The sequence below is a fragment of the Chryseobacterium sp. HMWF035 genome (assembly GCF_003094695.1).
Classification (GTDB): Bacteria; Bacteroidota; Bacteroidia; order Flavobacteriales; family Weeksellaceae; genus Chryseobacterium; species Chryseobacterium gambrini.
In genome coordinates this window covers 1-16,931 of the sequence record NZ_QEHP01000012.1, presented here as the reverse complement: position 1 = coordinate 16,931, position 16,931 = coordinate 1, and the positions used below count along the sequence as shown (strand labels likewise).

General features: G+C 36.1%; 17 protein-coding genes. 10 read left to right on the top strand and 7 right to left on the bottom strand.

Going from position 1 to position 16,931, the window contains the following annotated elements:
• Positions 1-78 precede the first annotated feature (78 nt).
• The gene (locus DD829_RS01700; protein WP_108409666.1) at positions 79-663 is read right to left on the bottom strand and encodes a DUF3109 family protein; all 585 of its coding nucleotides are present in this window, start codon (positions 661-663) and stop codon (positions 79-81) included.
• Between the two features lie 5 nt (positions 664-668).
• Complete coding sequence (locus DD829_RS01695; RefSeq protein WP_116547462.1) at positions 669-1,574, bottom strand: DUF6427 family protein; 906 nt, start codon at positions 1,572-1,574, stop codon at positions 669-671.
• A 42-nt stretch (positions 1,575-1,616) separates the two neighbouring features.
• On the opposite strand from DD829_RS01695, the gene DD829_RS01690 reads away from it, so the two are divergent.
• A complete protein-coding gene (locus tag DD829_RS01690; RefSeq protein WP_076390982.1) occupies positions 1,617-1,850 on the top strand; it encodes a DUF6341 family protein in 234 nt (77 codons plus the stop codon).
• A 78-nt stretch (positions 1,851-1,928) separates the two neighbouring features.
• Here the strand turns inward: DD829_RS01690 and DD829_RS01685 are convergent, their stop codons facing one another.
• The 5 genes from DD829_RS01685 to DD829_RS01665 form a co-directional block, all read right to left on the bottom strand.
• The gene (locus DD829_RS01685; RefSeq protein WP_108409991.1) at positions 1,929-2,366 is read right to left on the bottom strand and encodes a universal stress protein; all 438 of its coding nucleotides are present in this window, start codon (positions 2,364-2,366) and stop codon (positions 1,929-1,931) included.
• A gap of 59 nt (positions 2,367-2,425) precedes the next feature.
• Positions 2,426-3,031 carry a fumarylacetoacetate hydrolase family protein gene (locus DD829_RS01680; protein WP_108409992.1) on the bottom strand — a complete coding sequence of 202 codons (606 nt, stop codon included), beginning with the start codon at positions 3,029-3,031 and terminating at the stop codon, positions 2,426-2,428.
• Between the two features lie 556 nt (positions 3,032-3,587).
• Positions 3,588-3,986 carry a DUF2007 domain-containing protein gene (locus DD829_RS01675; protein WP_108409993.1) on the bottom strand — a complete coding sequence of 133 codons (399 nt, stop codon included), beginning with the start codon at positions 3,984-3,986 and terminating at the stop codon, positions 3,588-3,590.
• Between the two features lie 3 nt (positions 3,987-3,989).
• Positions 3,990-4,754, bottom strand: a complete 765-nt coding sequence (locus DD829_RS01670) for a 3'-5' exonuclease (RefSeq protein WP_108409994.1) — start codon at positions 4,752-4,754, stop codon at positions 3,990-3,992.
• A gap of 74 nt (positions 4,755-4,828) precedes the next feature.
• Positions 4,829-5,542: a CDP-alcohol phosphatidyltransferase family protein gene (locus DD829_RS01665; RefSeq protein ID WP_116547461.1), complete on the bottom strand. Its 714-nt coding sequence runs from the start codon at positions 5,540-5,542 to the stop codon at positions 4,829-4,831.
• 125 nt (positions 5,543-5,667) lie between these two features.
• Between DD829_RS01665 and DD829_RS01660 the strand changes: the two genes are divergently transcribed.
• The 9 genes from DD829_RS01660 to DD829_RS01620 all read left to right on the top strand — a co-directional run bounded on the left by DD829_RS01660 (position 5,668) and on the right by DD829_RS01620 (position 16,822).
• The gene (locus DD829_RS01660) at positions 5,668-7,599 is read left to right on the top strand and encodes an LTA synthase family protein (RefSeq protein ID WP_108409711.1); all 1,932 of its coding nucleotides are present in this window, start codon (positions 5,668-5,670) and stop codon (positions 7,597-7,599) included.
• Between the two features lie 219 nt (positions 7,600-7,818).
• The gene (locus tag DD829_RS01655) at positions 7,819-8,235 is read left to right on the top strand and encodes a DUF2147 domain-containing protein (protein WP_076396102.1); all 417 of its coding nucleotides are present in this window, start codon (positions 7,819-7,821) and stop codon (positions 8,233-8,235) included.
• 109 nt (positions 8,236-8,344) lie between these two features.
• Positions 8,345-9,325 (top strand): pyruvate dehydrogenase complex E1 component subunit beta, encoded by a 981-nt coding sequence (locus DD829_RS01650; protein WP_108409710.1) that lies wholly within the window; start codon positions 8,345-8,347, stop codon positions 9,323-9,325.
• Positions 9,326-9,448: 123 nt separating this feature from the next.
• Positions 9,449-11,443, top strand: coding sequence for a KUP/HAK/KT family potassium transporter (locus tag DD829_RS01645; RefSeq protein WP_108409709.1), 1,995 nt, complete (start codon positions 9,449-9,451; stop codon positions 11,441-11,443).
• 67 nt (positions 11,444-11,510) lie between these two features.
• On the top strand, positions 11,511-11,984 hold the full coding sequence (locus DD829_RS01640; RefSeq protein ID WP_076396095.1) for a Fur family transcriptional regulator: 474 nt from the start codon (positions 11,511-11,513) through the stop codon (positions 11,982-11,984).
• 7 nt (positions 11,985-11,991) lie between these two features.
• Positions 11,992-13,731: an OstA-like protein gene (locus tag DD829_RS01635; protein WP_108409713.1), complete on the top strand. Its 1,740-nt coding sequence runs from the start codon at positions 11,992-11,994 to the stop codon at positions 13,729-13,731.
• 448 nt (positions 13,732-14,179) lie between these two features.
• Positions 14,180-15,355 carry an aspartate aminotransferase family protein gene (locus DD829_RS01630; protein WP_108409712.1) on the top strand — a complete coding sequence of 392 codons (1,176 nt, stop codon included), beginning with the start codon at positions 14,180-14,182 and terminating at the stop codon, positions 15,353-15,355.
• 190 nt (positions 15,356-15,545) lie between these two features.
• Positions 15,546-15,932, top strand: a complete 387-nt coding sequence (locus DD829_RS01625) for an START-like domain-containing protein (RefSeq protein WP_076396089.1) — start codon at positions 15,546-15,548, stop codon at positions 15,930-15,932.
• An 80-nt stretch (positions 15,933-16,012) separates the two neighbouring features.
• Positions 16,013-16,822 carry an aminotransferase class IV gene (locus tag DD829_RS01620; protein ID WP_108409708.1) on the top strand — a complete coding sequence of 270 codons (810 nt, stop codon included), beginning with the start codon at positions 16,013-16,015 and terminating at the stop codon, positions 16,820-16,822.
• Positions 16,823-16,931: the final 109 nt, after the last annotated feature.

The following is a 16,931-nucleotide window of genomic DNA, read 5'->3' as shown; positions in this document are numbered from 1 at the left end:
CCGATAAAGATAATAAAAAGAAAAAACCGCAGAATTAATTCCTGCGGTTGTATTTTTAGTGAGAATTTTAAAGAACAATTAAGATCCGTACTCCTTCTTCCATTCTTCAGCCACTTCGCTCAGAACGTCATAAAATTCTTCACCATATTTTCGGATCAAAGGTGTTTTCAGGAATTTATACACGGGAACCTGCAATTCTTTTCCTAAAGTACAGGCATCGCTGCAGATCTTCCAAACATCATAGTTTAGTGCTTTGAAAGTAGAATATTCTTTAATACGGATTGGGTAGAGATGGCATGAGATCGGCTTCTGCCAGTCTACTGCGCCATCTTCATATGCCTTTTCAATACCACATTTCGTAATTCCTTTTTCATCAAAAGTTACGTATGCACATTCGCGGTTTTCTACCATTGGTGTTACGTACATTCCGTCCATCGGATCGGTTGTCCATGTTCCGATCTTTTCGATGGATTTAATGCCTTCTTCGGTAAGATAAGGCTTCACTTTCTCAAAAATAGAATCTAAAATTTCCAGTTCGTCCTTATCCAAAGGAGCACCTACATCTCCTTCCACACAACACGCACCTTTACATTTAGAAAGGTTACACACAAACTCTTCAGAAAAAATATCTTCGGAGATCAATTTATCGTCTATCTGAATCATAATCTTTAAAATAAATTAAAATAAGTTCCGGCTTTAAAACCGATTAAACTGAAAATAAGCATCCACAAACCGACTTCCTGCATCCAGTATTTCGGCAGAAATCTGAGCATTCTGCTGATGATAATAGTAGAGGGAAAAGCAAGAAGAAGTAAATATTCATAATTTTTATTCATGTAAAGAATAATCGTAATAAGCTGCGCCATTGAAAAAACAAGCAGGAAAGTATATTTGTACCTGCTTATCGGGCTTTTTTTATTGTAATTTCTGAAATGGTCGTACACAGCATAGATCAGCATACCAATTACAGGGATCAAAGGCAGAAGTTCTGTATAATCTGTCACCGGTTTCATCTTTCCGAACGGAAAATAATCGATGTTCCAGCTTTTAAAATCAATAAAAAACATCACTGAAAAATAACTGAAAACAATTAAAACAATCCCCAGTAAAAACCTGAAAATATTCAGCCCGATTCTTTCGGAAGTAGCAATTACGTGGATAATCACAAAAACCGCCATCGGCCATGTTGTCGGAAGAAAAATAAAATTGAGGGCAACAATGGAGCCTACCAGAACATAAGATTTTTTTCGGATGTCCTCATTGGTACTTGTCAAAAGCAGTAAAAGAAAAGAATTGGTAAGCAGCGCGACAGCAATTCCGATGTCTAAATTTCCGGGATACAGCCCGAAAACAAAAAATGTATATAAGAATAATGGGAGATGCGTCTGATAATTGAGTGCAATACTGTGAAAACAGAAATATCCCAAAGCAATTCCCAGAAAAGTAATCCCGGCAATAATCCCCTCATAAGTGTTGAAATTCAATAAATTAAAAGTTATTACTATTAAAAGAAGAAAACCAATATAAACAGGAATTGAAAAAATATTGCTTTCTTTTGAAAGTAATTTAAACATTTTTTATAAATTTGTACAAAGTTAATTTAAAAAAGGAAAATAATGACGTCTTTCTTTCTATTCTTAAGCAAAGTTTTCAAATGGTCTTTCGGTTTCTTTGATACTTTCGGTAATGTTTTGAACTGGATTCTGTTTATCGTTTGTTGCGTACTATTCACTTACTGGTGCTACGTTTTGGTAGTTACTTTAGGAGGTGATAAAGATAAAGACTACTATTCTCCAACGGAAGGTAAGAACCCTTACTACGATCCGAAAATCTACAAAAATGAAGGTTAATTAATTGGTTATATAGTAAAAAGCCGATCAAATTTTTATTTGGTCGGCTTTTTTATTAACGATTAAAATTTTCACTTTTTAGTCATGTATCGGAAGCACCAGAACAGGAACTTTAGAATCCTTCGTGATCCCTTTTGTTAGGCTCCCCACGAATACATCATAAATTCCGCTTCTTCCGTGAGATCCCATCACGATGAAATCGGCTTTTTTATCTTCTGCGTGTTCCAGAATAATATCTTTTGCAATTCCCTGTTTCAGAATATGTTCGCATTCTACCTCATGCGCCAGAATTCTCTGCTGAATTTTGTTCAGCTGAACAAGTTCTTCCCGGATCTCGTTTTCCTCTACTTCTGGAAAATACTGAAATCCCATATCTCCGATCGCAAAGCCGATATCCGAAGGTGCCACATGAATTAAATAAATTCTGCCGTTTACCTGCTTAGCAAATTTTACAGCTCCTTCCAAAAGCTGTTCTGTCTTGTCCCCAAAATCTACGGGTAATACAATATTTACCATAACCTTTAATTTTGTCTACTAAAGATAGGAAAATTATGCCAAAAGTTATGTTAAATTACTTATAATATTCGGATGTCAAGAACCTTTTCATCTTCAAGATAAGCTTCCAGAATATCATTTTCTTCCACTTTTCCTACGCCTTTCGGAGTTCCTGTGAAGATAAGATCTCCCACTCTTAATGTAAAATACTGCGACACAAAAGCAATAATGTCATCAACGGTGAACATCATGTCCTTCGTATTTCCGTCCTGTACCTTTTCCTTGTTCTTCAGTAAAGAAAAATTCAGGGAATCCAGATTAAAATTATCTTTTTTAAAGAAATTTCCCACTACTGCAGAACCGTCAAAACCTTTCGCCAGTTCCCAGGGCAATCCTTTGGATTTTAATTCACTCTGAAGATCTCTTGCGGTAAAATCAATTCCCAGCCCGATTTCCTCATAATGTTTGTGTGCCGTTTCTTTCTGGATGTATTTTCCGCCTTTCGAAATCTTAACAACAACTTCCAGTTCGTAATGCACATCATCTGAAAATTCGGGAATGTAAAAATCATTTCCTTTTAAAACCGCTGTGTCCGGCTTCATAAAAATGACGGGTCTTTCCGGGATTTCGTTGCCCAGTTCTTTTGCGTGTTCACTGTAATTTCTTCCTATACAGATTATTTTCATACTCTTTTATTTTGTCTTTGCGAGAAGCGAATGCGGCGAAGCAATCTCAGTCTCACATTATTTAATAAATTTTTATTTTCAACGATAATAAACTTCCATCCTCCATCTTCCTTTCTTTTTTAGGAGCTTTTTCCCGCTTTCCGCTGTATCTTTTGTTCCGCTTCGCTTCACAAAAGGATGCCGCTGCAATCGTGGCTATGAGAAGTGAAACGGTTAATTTCTACGAGTTAATCATGAATTTTCCAATGTATAATATTTATTTGTAAAAGAAAATTTATTCCTCATCGATTATAAATCATCATTTATCAATCATCACTTATCAATCATATTAAAAGACCACCCCGTCAAAAATTCATTCGAATTTTCGCCACCCCTCCGGAGAAGGGGAATTGTACTGTTTTTTTTCAATATCCTCTTTGTTATATAAATAAGGAGTACAAATATACAGCTCATTAGCTGAGTGAAGCGCCCTTGCGAATGGAAAATATCCACAATACCTTCAAAAAAATATTGCAATCATTGCGTTAAAAAAACATTACGTCACTTTCTAAAACCATTAATGCGTAAACTCGTTCCCGCAATAATAACAGACAAATTTATGACTCGTTAAAATCGAAATTCCGAAAAAACTGGTTGCACTGTCGTCTCTGTAAATATGGTTAGAACCACATTTCGGACAAACGAAATCAAATTCAGGATCTGCAATGGTGTGTTCCACTTCCAGAGAAAATTCTTCGTTTTCCCTGTAATCTTTCAATGCCTGATTTGCTTTTTCAAGATCCTCTTCAAAAACCTGCAACTGAATTCCGCCCACTGCCTGAGAAAGCAGCCAATCCGACTGAATCAGTTGTTCGTTCGCAATAAAGCTATTGATGCCGCTTTCAGCCAGAATCTGTTTGTCCCGGTTCGCCTGAAGCGCCGTTTCGTAAAATTTAAATTTAACCAGCTCACTCATTATTTAAAACTTGCTTGATAACTGGATTTTCGTGAAAACCTTTTTGGTGTACAATGGAAAATCAGCGTTCTGAAGCCATCCGTAATAGCCCAGATCTTTCTGGAAAACAGATTTTACCGTTTGTCCCTTATATTTTCCGAAAGCAAAAATCTCCTGTCCGTTTTCGTTGAAATGAATCATCCCGGCAAGATCTGCGAATTTGTTCTGAGACGAAAAATTGCTTAATTCTGCGATTTCGTTCGGTACATCATCGTATTTTCCGACCTGAGCATCAAGAACTTCGAAAGTTGCCATAACATCCGCTTCCGCAGAATGGGCGTTTTCCAGTGTTTTTCCGCAATAAAACTGATAGGCAGCGCCTAAATTTCGGGGTTCCTTTTTAAAGAAAATGGTCTGTGCATCAACCAGTTTGAATTTGTTCAAATCAAAATCAAAATCGGCACGAAGCAGCTCTTCCGCTAATAATGGAACATCGAATCTGTTGGAATTGAAACCTCCCAAATCCGCACCCGTAATCATTTCCATTACTTTCGGAGCAATTTCTTTAAAGGTTGGCGCATCTTTTACGTCTTCATCATAAATACCGTGAATTTCGCTGCATTCTTTCGGGATCGGCATTTCAGGATTTACCCTCCATGTTTTGCTTTCTCTTGACGCATCAGGATTTACTTTTAAAATACAGATTTCAACAATACGGTCTTTGCCTATGTTCGTTCCTGTGGTTTCCAGATCAAAAATGCAAAGCGGTTTATGTAGTTTTAAATTCATTTTTTATAATTTGAAAATTTGAGAATGTGTTAATTTGAAAATGGATTTAAACGTCCATTATTCAACACATAAATTTATTTTAGTTGTTTTTGAAATATAATTGAGATTAAAATATAATAAAGAATCACCATCGGGATTCCGATAGTTTTAAAGATAGCTAAAATAATAACAGAACCGACCAGTAAAGCTATTTTCGGATAATTATCCTGTAGTTTCATCGATTTGAATTTCATCGCGATCATTTTTATCGGCGAGATCAAAAGCCAGGAAGAAATTATGGTTAAAACAATTAATGCAAATTCATTATTCAGGAGAAATTCAAAGCTTTGATTTTCTTTAAAAGCGTAAAATAATCCAAAAATCAGAATCGTATTACTCGGCGTATTCAATCCTTTAAAATAATATTTCTGATCTTCATCCAGATTAAAAATTGCCAGTCTTAAACAGGAAAATAATGTAATCAGCAATCCGAAATATTGAATTTCAAACGGTAAAGTAATCCCAAAAAGATCCGTTCCAAAGGGTTCAAGCATTTTAAACATCGTCAGTCCCGGAACCAGTCCGAAACTCACCATATCGGCCAAAGAATCCAGTTGTGTCCCAAGATTGGAATTTGCCTTTAACGCTCTTGCCGTAAAACCATCAAAGAAATCCAGAATCAGAGAAAGTACGATGCAAACCGCAGTCGTCTGATAATCTCCTGAAATAAGATGAATGGCGCCGATACATCCGGAAAGCAGATTTCCTAAGGTAATGGCATTGGCAAGATTATTTTTAATAAAATTCATAGGCACAAAATTAATAAATTAAAGTAACAAAGCGTTAATTAAACGATGCATCAATTATTGTGGATTGATAAGCTGTTGCAGGGAGATATTGTTAAATTAATTCGAATTTAATGTAAATTTGCAGCATGAAATTGTTTAAAGAATTTAGAAAACAGGAAGTTCTGGTGCTTTTGTACAGAATTTTTTTAGCCTATTTTTTCTATCAGATCGCAAGATTTTTATTCTGGTACTTTAATAAAGACTTAATAAAAATCGATTCTGTTTCAGATTATTTCAGTCTGTCTTTTCATGGGATTGCGTTCGATACAACGGCGATTTTATATGTAAATGTCCTTTTTATTCTTCTGAGCATCATTCCGGTCATCATCAATACTAAAAAAAGCTACCAGAAATTTCTTTTCTGGCTGTATTTTATCACCAACGGAATTGCCTATGCAATGAATTTCGGAGATATGGTCTATTTCAGATTTTCACAGATGAGACTTACTTCTGCCGCGTTGCAAGTTGCGCAGCACGAAAGCAATATTTTTAAGGTTTTTACAACTTCCGTTGCTCAGAATCCTTTTGTTTTGATCGGATTTATAGGTTTGATGATCCTTTGGATTTTTCTTTATAAAAAAGTAAAAGTTCAGGAAAACAAGCCGGAAAAACTGGTTCCGTATTTTGTGTGGTCTGTGATAACGCTTTGCATAACGGCTGTTTTGGCTGTTGGCGGAATCCGTGGAGACTTTAAACACAGCACAAGACCGATCAATCTGGTAGATGCCAATCGTTTCGTAAAAATTCCGGCGCAGGGAAATGTGGTTTTGAACAGTACATTTTCCTTTTTCCGAACTTTAAATACGAATAATTTTAAGGAAGTTCATTTTGTAGATGAGAAATTTATCGATCAGAATATCCATCCTTATAAAGAATATAACAGAGAAGTCGCAGAAAAACCAAATATCGTTATTTTTATTGTAGAATCCTTCGGAAGAGAATATTCAGGAGCATTCAATAAAGGCAAAAATATCAAAGATTACGTTTCTTACACTCCGTTTATCGACAGTTTGGCGGGACAAAGTCTTATTTTTCCGAACACTTTTGCTAACGGAAGACAGTCGATTCACGGGATGAGTTCCGTTCTTGCCGGAATTCCGAGTTTAACCGACGCTTTTACAAGTTCGCCCTATTCCAACCAGAAAATCCAGTCCATTGTTTCTGTCTGCAACGAAATGGGATACGATACTTCTTTCTATCACGGCGCTCCGAATGGTTCCATGGGATTTTTGGGCTTTGGAAACATCTTAGGCTTCAAACACTATTTTGGAAAGACAGAATACAATAACGATAAAGATTTCGACGGAATATGGGCAATCTGGGATGAACCTTTTTTACAGTATTTTGCGAAAAATGTAGGAAAAAAGCAGCCTTTCATGGCAACAGTCTTCACGGCATCTTCACATCATCCTTTTAAAATTCCTGAGAAATACAACGGGAAGTTTAAAAAAGGAAAAATTCAGATGCATGAACCAATTCAATATACCGATTATGCCATCAAAAAGTATTTCGAAACGGCTAAAAAACAAGCGTGGTTCAATAATACCATCTTTGTTTTTACAGGAGATCATACCAACGAAATTTATTATCCCGAATACGATAAAACAATGAATCGTTTCGCAGTGCCTTTAATCTTTTATTCCCCAAATCCTGCGTACAATTTAAAAGGCATAAATCCTGAACTGGCACAGCAGATTGATATTTATCCTACGCTTGCAGATTTAATCGGTTACCATAAAAAAATCAGAAGTTGGGGAAGAAGTCTTGTGAGTGACAGACAGTATTCGCCGATTATTGCCAATTCAGACGGAACAGTGGAGCAGTTTATCATCGGAAATTATATTTACCGTTTTGATGGAAAAGAAATTGTAGGAATTTTTAATCAGTCAGATCTAGGATTAGAAAAAAATATGATGGATCAGTTGAAATCCAATCCGGAAGCACAAAAAGGAAAACAGATCGCAAAAGCGTGGTATCAGGATTATATGGACAGGGTAATTAACAGAAAAATGCAGTAAAACAGCATCTGTAATTTTGAAATAGTAAAGCTTTCAGAATTAAATCATTAAGCTGATTTTTCAATTTTATTTTTAATAATTTTTATTTATGTTGTTTGGTATATCTATTGCAATCTATGTGTAGGATAATAAAATTTTTTGTTATTTTAAAATAAATTTATACTTTTAGCAATAGATAGACAACGAAATTATTTTATTGAAATTAAAACTATAAGAAATATGAGAAAATTATTATTAACCTTCGCGCTTTCATTAGTTGGAGTAATGTCTTTTGCACAGATTGAAGGAAAATGGAAAACCATAGATGATGAAACAAAACAGGCAAAATCTATTGTTGAGATCTATAAAAAAGGAGATCAGTACTTCGGGAAGATCACTCAGTTACTGATAAAACCGGCTAATCCGAACTGTACGGCATGTAAAGACGACAGAAAAAACAAGCCTATTCAGGGAATGGAAATCATCAGAGGTCTTAAAAAAGACGGTGATGAATTTACTGGAGGTACCATTACAGATCCTAAAACAGGAAAAACGTATAAGTGTACGATCACAAGAAGCGGCGATAACCTGAATGTGAGAGGATATATTGGCTTATCTTTCATCGGAAGATCACAGACCTGGCAGAAAGTTAATTAACCGGATTAAATAAAAATTAATAAGCGGCATTTCATTAAATGAAATGTCGTTTTTGTTATGTAAATAATAAAAAAACACTACTTTTGTACTCTAAATTTTTCAAATAAATATGGCAGAATATACTTTTCGTGAGGTAATTGCACAGGCAATGAGCGAGGAAATGCGTAAAGACGAATCCATCTATTTAATGGGGGAGGAAGTTGCAGAATATAACGGTGCATATAAGGCTTCAAAAGGAATGCTGGATGAATTTGGTGCTAAAAGAGTAATCGATACACCAATTGCTGAGCTTGGTTTCGCAGGGATTTCTGTGGGAGCTGCAATGAATGGTAACAGACCGATTGTAGAATTTATGACTTTCAATTTCTCTTTGGTGGGGATTGATCAGATTATCAATAATGCTGCAAAAATCCGTCAGATGAGTGGAGGACAGTGGAACTGCCCGATCGTTTTCCGTGGTCCTACAGCTTCTGCAGGTCAGTTGGGAGCAACACACTCTCAGGCTTTCGAAAGCTGGTATGCCAACTGTCCGGGATTAAAAGTAGTCGTTCCTTCAAACCCTTATGATGCGAAAGGATTATTGAAAACAGCGATTCAGGATAATGATCCGGTAATTTTCATGGAATCTGAGCAGATGTACGGAGACAAAATGGAAATTCCTGAAGAAGAATACTACTTACCTATCGGGAAAGCAGATATCAAAAGAGAAGGTTCTGATGTAACGTTGGTTTCTTTCGGAAAAATCATGAAGCTGGCTATTCAGGCTGCTGAAGATTTGGCTAAAGAAGGTATTTCTGTAGAAGTTATCGATCTTAGAACCGTTCGTCCGTTGGATTATGATACTGTTTTGGCATCCGTTAAAAAGACAAACAGACTGGTTGTTTTGGAAGAAGCGTGGCCATTTGGTTCTGTAGCGTCTGAAATTACCTATATGGTTCAGCAGAAAGCATTCGATTATCTGGATGCTCCGATCAAGAGAATTACAACTCCTGATGCTCCTGCTCCTTACTCTGCGGCTTTATTTGCAGAGTGGTTCCCGAAACTTGAAAGAGTGAAAGAAGAGATTAAAAAAGCAATGTACGTTAAGTAATTACACGATTATAGAGAAAAACTTCCGAAAGGAAGTTTTTTCATTTATTATATTCATGAAGAAAAATTCATGGGGATGTAAATTTGGCTTAAATTTGCGCGTTTAAAAATTAAATTAGCTGGTATGGCAGAAGTTACAGAAGGCGGTCATCATTTTGACATAAAAAAGCTTTCTTTCATTGGAATTTTAGTGTCTCTCGGAATTGTTTTCGGAGATATCGGTACTTCACCGCTTTATGTAATGAAAGCGATTGTTAACGCAAGAGGAGAAGGAAGTACGATGCCTTTCAATGAGTACATCGAAGGGGCGTTGTCCTGTATTATCTGGACGCTTACTCTTCAGACGACAATTAAATATGTAATCATTGCTCTTAGAGCAGACAACAAAGGAGAAGGGGGTATTTTAGCACTTTTTTCTCTGGTAAAAAATCTTAAAAAAGGCTGGCTGTATCTTATTGCTATTGTAGGAGCGGCTGCGCTTATTGCAGATGGGGTAATCACTCCTTCGCTTACGGTAATGTCTGCGATCGAAGGTCTTGAAATTTATAATCCGGATACTCCGGTTGTTCCTATCACGATCGCGATTCTGATTGTTATTTTCGTGGTTCAGCAGTTTGGAACAAGCTTTATCGGGAAGTTCTTCGGACCGGTAATGGTGATCTGGTTTCTGGTTTTAGGAGGTTTAGGATTGTCTCATTTAAGCGAAAATCTTGAAATTTTAAGATCTTTCAATCCTTACTATGCGTACAAGCTTATTGCCAACTCTCCGAGCGCGATTGTAATTTTGGGAGCTGTTTTCCTTTGTACAACCGGAGCGGAAGCGCTTTATTCCGACTTAGGACACTGCGGTGCCAAAAATATCCGGGTAAGCTGGGCATTTGTAAAAGTAATGCTGATCTTAAATTATTTGGGACAGGGAGCATGGCTTTTAACCAATAACGGTAAACCCGGCTTTTCGGTAGTGAATCCTTTCTTCGGTATCATGGAAGAATGGATGGTGGTTCCGGGAGTTATTCTGGCTACAGCGGCTGCAATTATTGCCAGTCAGGCTTTGATAACAGGATCATTTACCATTTTCTCAGAGGCAATGTCGTTAAATTTATGGCCTAACCAGAAAATTGATTATCCTTCTGGGGTAAAAGGACAAATGTACATCCCAAGAATTAACTGGGGGCTTTTATTGTTCTGTATTGTGGTGGTTCTTCACTTCAGAGAATCAGGGAAAATGGAAGCAGCTTACGGTTTATCCATTACGGTAACCATGTTGATGACCACGATTCTTTTGGTATACTGGCTGTTGAAACATAGAGTAAACAAAGTTTTAATCCTTGTTTTTGCGTTTGTTTATATGGCAATCGAATTAGGTTTCTTTAGTGCAAACGTAATCAAATTCATGGAAGGAGGATGGATTACAGTCGTATTGGCTGGATCTATAGGAATCTGTATGTATGCATGGTACAACGGAAGATCTATTAAAACAAAATTCATCAAATTTATTAAGCTTGAGACCTATATTCCGATCATTAAAGATATGAAGCTTGATGAAACGATTCCTAAATATGCAACTAACTTGGCATACTTAAGCCGTGCGAAGAGAAATGATGAGATCGAATCGAAGATTATTTATTCAATCATCAAAAAGCAGCCGAAAAGAGCCGATCATTATTTTATCTTAAGCATTACCAATCAGGAAGATCCATATACTTTTAAATATGCGGTAGATGAAGTTCTTCCGGGAACGATCTATAAGATTAACTTCATGTTAGGATTTAAGATAGACCGAAGAATTAACGATTATTTCGATATGGTTCTCAGAGATTTAATGGCAGACGGAACAATTCCTTCAAGAAGCAGCCATCCGTCATTAAGAGCGCATAATATTCCGCCGGATCTGAAATACGTGATTATAGACAATACCTATATCAACGATATTCTTCTTACGGTTAAAGAGAAAATCATCCTTAACATTTACAATTTCGTGAAATATATCGGAAGCGATGACTTTAAAGCATGGGGAATCACTTCCCACAACGTTGTGGTAGAATCTGCGCCTATGACTGAAGACTGCGTTGGAAAATCCAAAATCGAGCAGTGCGAATTTATCCGCCACAAAGGTTAAATTCTTTAACACAGTATGACAATATTTATTTAAATAAAAATCAATAAATTTGTAGATAAATTTTTTGATGGATACGATACAAAAAGAAAAAAATATTGCGCTGATAAAGGATGTTTTAAGAAACTATTTATTGGAAAAAGGTTTCCGAAACACTCCTGAACGATATACAATACTCGAAGAAATATACGGTATGGATCACCACTTCAATGTGGATGATCTGTACCTTTTAATGTTGCAGAAAAAATACCACGTTTCCAAAGCAACAATTTACAATACAATTGAAATTTTCCTTGATGCAGGACTCATCCGTAAGCATCAGTTCGGAGAAAAAACACTCACTTCTTCCTCTTACGAAAAATCTTATTTTGATAAACAGCACGATCATTTAGTCGTGTACAAAAAAGATTCAGATAAGGAAATTGAAGAGATCATCGAGTTTTGTGATCCGAGAATTCAAGGGATTAAAGAAGCAATTGAACAGGCATTTGGCGTAAAAATTGATTCCCATTCGCTGTATTTTTATGGCACGAAGAATGATTAATCAATTCATGAGGCTATTTGTTTTACTTTTAGTTTCTGTTTCAACATTTCTATTTGCACAGGATCAGCCGAAACCTCTGCAAAAAGATCCTTATTTTACCAATACCACTCCCAAAAAGAATGCTCCGCCTGCTGAAAAAGTGAAGCACATCCATTCCGATGAATTAAGAAAGGATGATAAATACGACGGGAATAATTACTTCGTGGGAAATGTACAGTTTTCGCATCAGGGTTCTTTGCTGAATGCGGATCTTGTGATTGTGTATGAAGAACAGAATTTCATTAAAGCAATCGGGAATGTAAAACTGCAGAACGCCGATGGTTCAGTAATTACAGCCGATGAAATGGAGTATGACGGAAATACACAAAAAGGAATTGCCCGAAAAAATGTAGTTCTTACCGATCCGAAAGGAACGGTGATAAAAACGGAAACCATGTATTACGACAGACTTTCCAATCAGGCATATTACAATACCGGAGGAACCATTAACGACGGAAAAAGTACAACGTATTCCAAAACAGCAACCTATTTTCTTACAACCAGAACGATTGATCTTTCGGGAAGAGTGAAAATAGAAGATGCCCAGTACATTCTGGAAGGAGATAATGTGGTTCAGAACCAGAATACGAACATTGTAAACATCAACGGGCCGACAACAATCATCAACAAGAAAAATCCTAAAAACCGAATCGTTACCGATAAAGGAAATTACAATACGAATACGAAGGAAGCTTTCTTATACAAAAACTCCAGAGTATATTATAACGATAAAATTCTTACCGGAGATGAAATGTATTACAACCAGTTGTCCGGATTCGGAAAAGCGACAGGAAATGTAACGCTGGATGATCCGAACGAAAGAAGATTTATAAAAGGCGGTTACGGAGAAATTTACGAAAAGAAAGATTCTGCCATGATGACCAAAAATCCGTATGCAGTAAAAGCTCTGGAAAAAGATTCGATGTACTTTGCGGCAGAAAAAATTATTTCTTTTCAAAAACCGGATCCTGAAGATATTAAGGTGAAGAAAAGTTTTCTTAGGGCGTATAAGAAAGGTCGTTTTTACAAATCCAATGCACAGGGAAGAGCAGATTCCATCGCTTTCAATGAAACGGACGGAGTTCTTCACATGTATACCAATCCAATCCTTTGGAGCAACGGAAAACAGGTAACCGGAGATAAAGTTGAAGCCTATTTCAATACCCAAAAAGAAAATATAGATTCTCTGAAGGTTCTCGGAAATGCTTTTGCCATCAGCAAAGTAGATTCCCTGAATATGAAAGACGAATTCAATCAGGTGAAAGGTAAACTCATGACGGTTTATTACGGAGAAGATAACAATATCAAAGAAGCAAAAGTAATCGGAAATGCTCAGGCAATTACCTACTCCGATGATGAAAACGAGCAGACGAAGGAAAAGGAAAGAATCGGGATTTCTCTTACTTCCTGCGGTATTATTGATGCTATTTTTGAGGAAAAAATGTTGTATGTTGTTGCCTGTAATATCGGAGCGGCATCAGATACCTATCCTATGAGTATGATAGAACCCGAAAGGCGGAAGTTTCCGGATTTCAACTGGAATACCAAAGACCGGATTCTCAAATGGCGGGATATCCTCGTGGATACACCGAATTATGAGGAAGTGAAATACGAAGCCGACAATACACTTTATAATAAAGCTCAGGAAGCAGTAGAAAAAGCTAAAGCCAAAGAAGAAGCGAAAAAGCCGAAACGTGTAAGAAGATAATTCGTATTTTTTTTAAGCTAAAAAGCCGAAAAATATAAATAGTCACCATTTTATTCATTTAAAATGGTGATTTATTTTTATAAAACTCCCTGAAACAAGTCGGTAGATCATATTTTCTTTAAAAAAAATAAACTTTTTTAAAGTGTTTTATTCAAAAATCTGTGAAGCGGAAAGCCTCATGACTATTCGGTTTTTCAATTAATAAATTTTCATGGTTTGTTGAATTGATTTGCGATGTTGCTACTGAATGTAAATATTTTTTATTGAATGTGTATTTTAATTGTTTTTTTTCTATATATTTACCTAAGAATATATGAAACTATATTAATATTTTGTGATTTGGTGGTATTGCCCGCAGTTTTCTGCGGGCAATTTTTTTATTCTGTCCGTTTCATTTCGGTGTTTGCCGAATCTTTTATAGTTTTGCTAAAATTTTGGAACAATGGAAATGCAAAAGGATTTTTTTATATATCAGGCTCAGACGACAAAGTTTGCGGCTGGTTTTGAAGTAGAGAAGGCGGAAGGAAGTTATATTTATGGTAAAGACGGAAGAAGATATCTGGATTTTGTGGCGGGAGTTTCTGCCAATACTTTAGGACATTCTCATCCAAAAGTGGTAGATGCAATAAAAGAGCAGGCAGAAAAATACCTTCACGTGATGGTTTATGGAGAATATGCCCAAGAAAAGCCGGTCGCTTTATGTAAATTATTGGCGGAAGCTACTCCTGATCCGTTAGAAATTACTTATCTGGTAAACAGCGGCGCAGAAGCGATCGACGGAAGTCTGAAACTGGCAAAAAGATATACCGGAAGAGAAGAGATTGTTTCTTTTAAAAATTCTTACCACGGAAATACACACGGTGCGCTAAGTGTATCAGGAAACGAATTTCATAAGAGAGAATTTCGTCCGTTATTGCCAATGGTTTCCTTCATTGAATTTAACAACGAAAAAGATTTCGATAAAATTACCGAGAAAACGGCCTGCGTTATTTTAGAAACCATTCAGGGAGCAGCCGGATTTTTAGTTCCTAATGATGATTATTTAATTAAACTAAAAAAGAGATGTGAAGAAGTCGGCGCGTTATTAATTCTGGATGAAATTCAGCCGGGATTCGGAAGAACGGGAAAACTTTTTTCTTTTGAACATTTCGGCATTGTTCCGGATATTCTTGTTATGGGAAAAGGAATGGGAGGAGGAGTTCCTGTTGGTGCTTTTATGAGTTCGCGCAAAATTATGGAAACACTGTCTCATTCTCCGAAATTAGGTCATATTACGACCTTTGGAGGAAATCCGCTTATCGCAGCTTCCAGTTATGCAACTTTAAAAGAAGTTCTGGAAAGCGGTCTGATGAATGAAGTGGAAGAAAAAGAGAAATTATACAGAAGCCTTCTGGTTCATCCCAAAATAAAAAATATTAACGGAAAAGGTCTCATGCTGGCTGTAAATCTCGGATCTCCCGAATATACTTTAGACGTAGCCAAAAGATGTATGGAAAAAGGCCTCATTGTTTTCTGGCAGCTTTACAGAAATGAATATCTGAGAATCTCTCCGCCGCTTACCATTTCAAAGGAAGAAATAGAAGAAGGATGCAAAGTTATTCTTGACGTCCTGAATGAAAATTAATAAAACCAGGCTCTTCATTCGACGAGTTTTTTTGATACCACAAAACAGAAGTATTATGTTAAAAGAATAATTAAACACGTATTTAAAAATCTCTGACAAATATCATGAAGATTATGTAAAAAAATAAACACATTTTTGTGTAATAAAAAAATTAATTTATATATTGCGGGACGATTAAAACAAAGATTATATGGCTAAACATAAAGTCCATTACGAATTTCCAATGCATTGTTTATCAGAGATATTGTACGAATATCTGGCAACTGCAGAGGGGTTGTCTGAATGGTTTGCAGATGAGGTAACAGAGAAAGGTGATGATTTCTTTTTCAGTTGGGGTGGAGGTCCTTCTGAGAAGGCTACTTTAATCAGATATAAGCCTGAAGGTTTTGTGCGTTTCAGATGGGAAGAAGACGAAGGAACCAAAAATTTCTTTGAAATGACGATCACCATTGATGATATTACGGAAGACCTGTCTCTTAATATTACAGATTTCTGCGAAGAAGGCGATGAGGAAGAAAATGCAATGTATTGGGAAAATCTTATCGAAAATCTTAGAATTAAATTAGGAGCTGCCTAAATAAATGTAGGCAATGCCGAATAATAAAACTGATGAACGATTTATCGTTCATTATTTTTTTATAAACAAATCAGATTACATTGGAAAATCAATATTTTACATCAGACGAAATCAACGTGAAGAACAGAGCCTTTCTTTTGGGCGATGCAGTGAAGGTTTCTTTTTTTATCAGAAACGGAAAATTAATCATGGATGAAGAATGCTATTTCTTCCTGATGGCTTCCATGAGAAAAATGAGGCTGAATATTCCATTAACCTACACACTTGAATTTTTTCAGACATTATTTCAGAAAGAAGTTATTGAAGGGAAAAATATTCAGAATGCAATCATAAATTTTCAGGTTTTCAGAAATTCAGGCGGAATTACTTTGTCTAAATCCTCAGTTTCCTATTTTTATGAGATTACCGAGACTGAAGATGTATTATCGCTGCACGAAAGAAATCTTGAACTGGATCTGATTAAGGAAATAAACGTTAATAACAATCTTTTAAGCAATATAAGGGTTCACAGTCCGGAAAATATTTACGGAGGGATTTACGCACAGGAAAATGACCTTGATGACGTTATCCTTTTAAACCCGAATAAAAGAATTGCACGTACAACTTTCGGGAATCTTTTGTTTTTGGAAGGCGATGTGATCAAAATTCCGAAACAGACAGAAGGAGCTTACATTTCGCCGCTTATGGAAAATTTTGTAACGTTTTTGCATAAAAATAATCTTGCAGACATACAGGAACACGAGATCATCGCGTTTGAGTCTCAGAAAGCCGAAGAAATTTTACTGATTTCAGATGAAAAAGGGATATTTTCTGTGGGGAAAATAAGAAATAAAACTTTCGGAAATCACAAGTTTTCTGAACTGATTAAAAGCTGGAAAGAAAGTTTTTAATATGAAAATTGAGGTAATGTACTGAAAAATAGTTGGTGAAATTCAGGATATATTTTAATAAATTATGCACGTTAATCCGAAGAGGACAAAAGCACTGGTGGAGATCAAC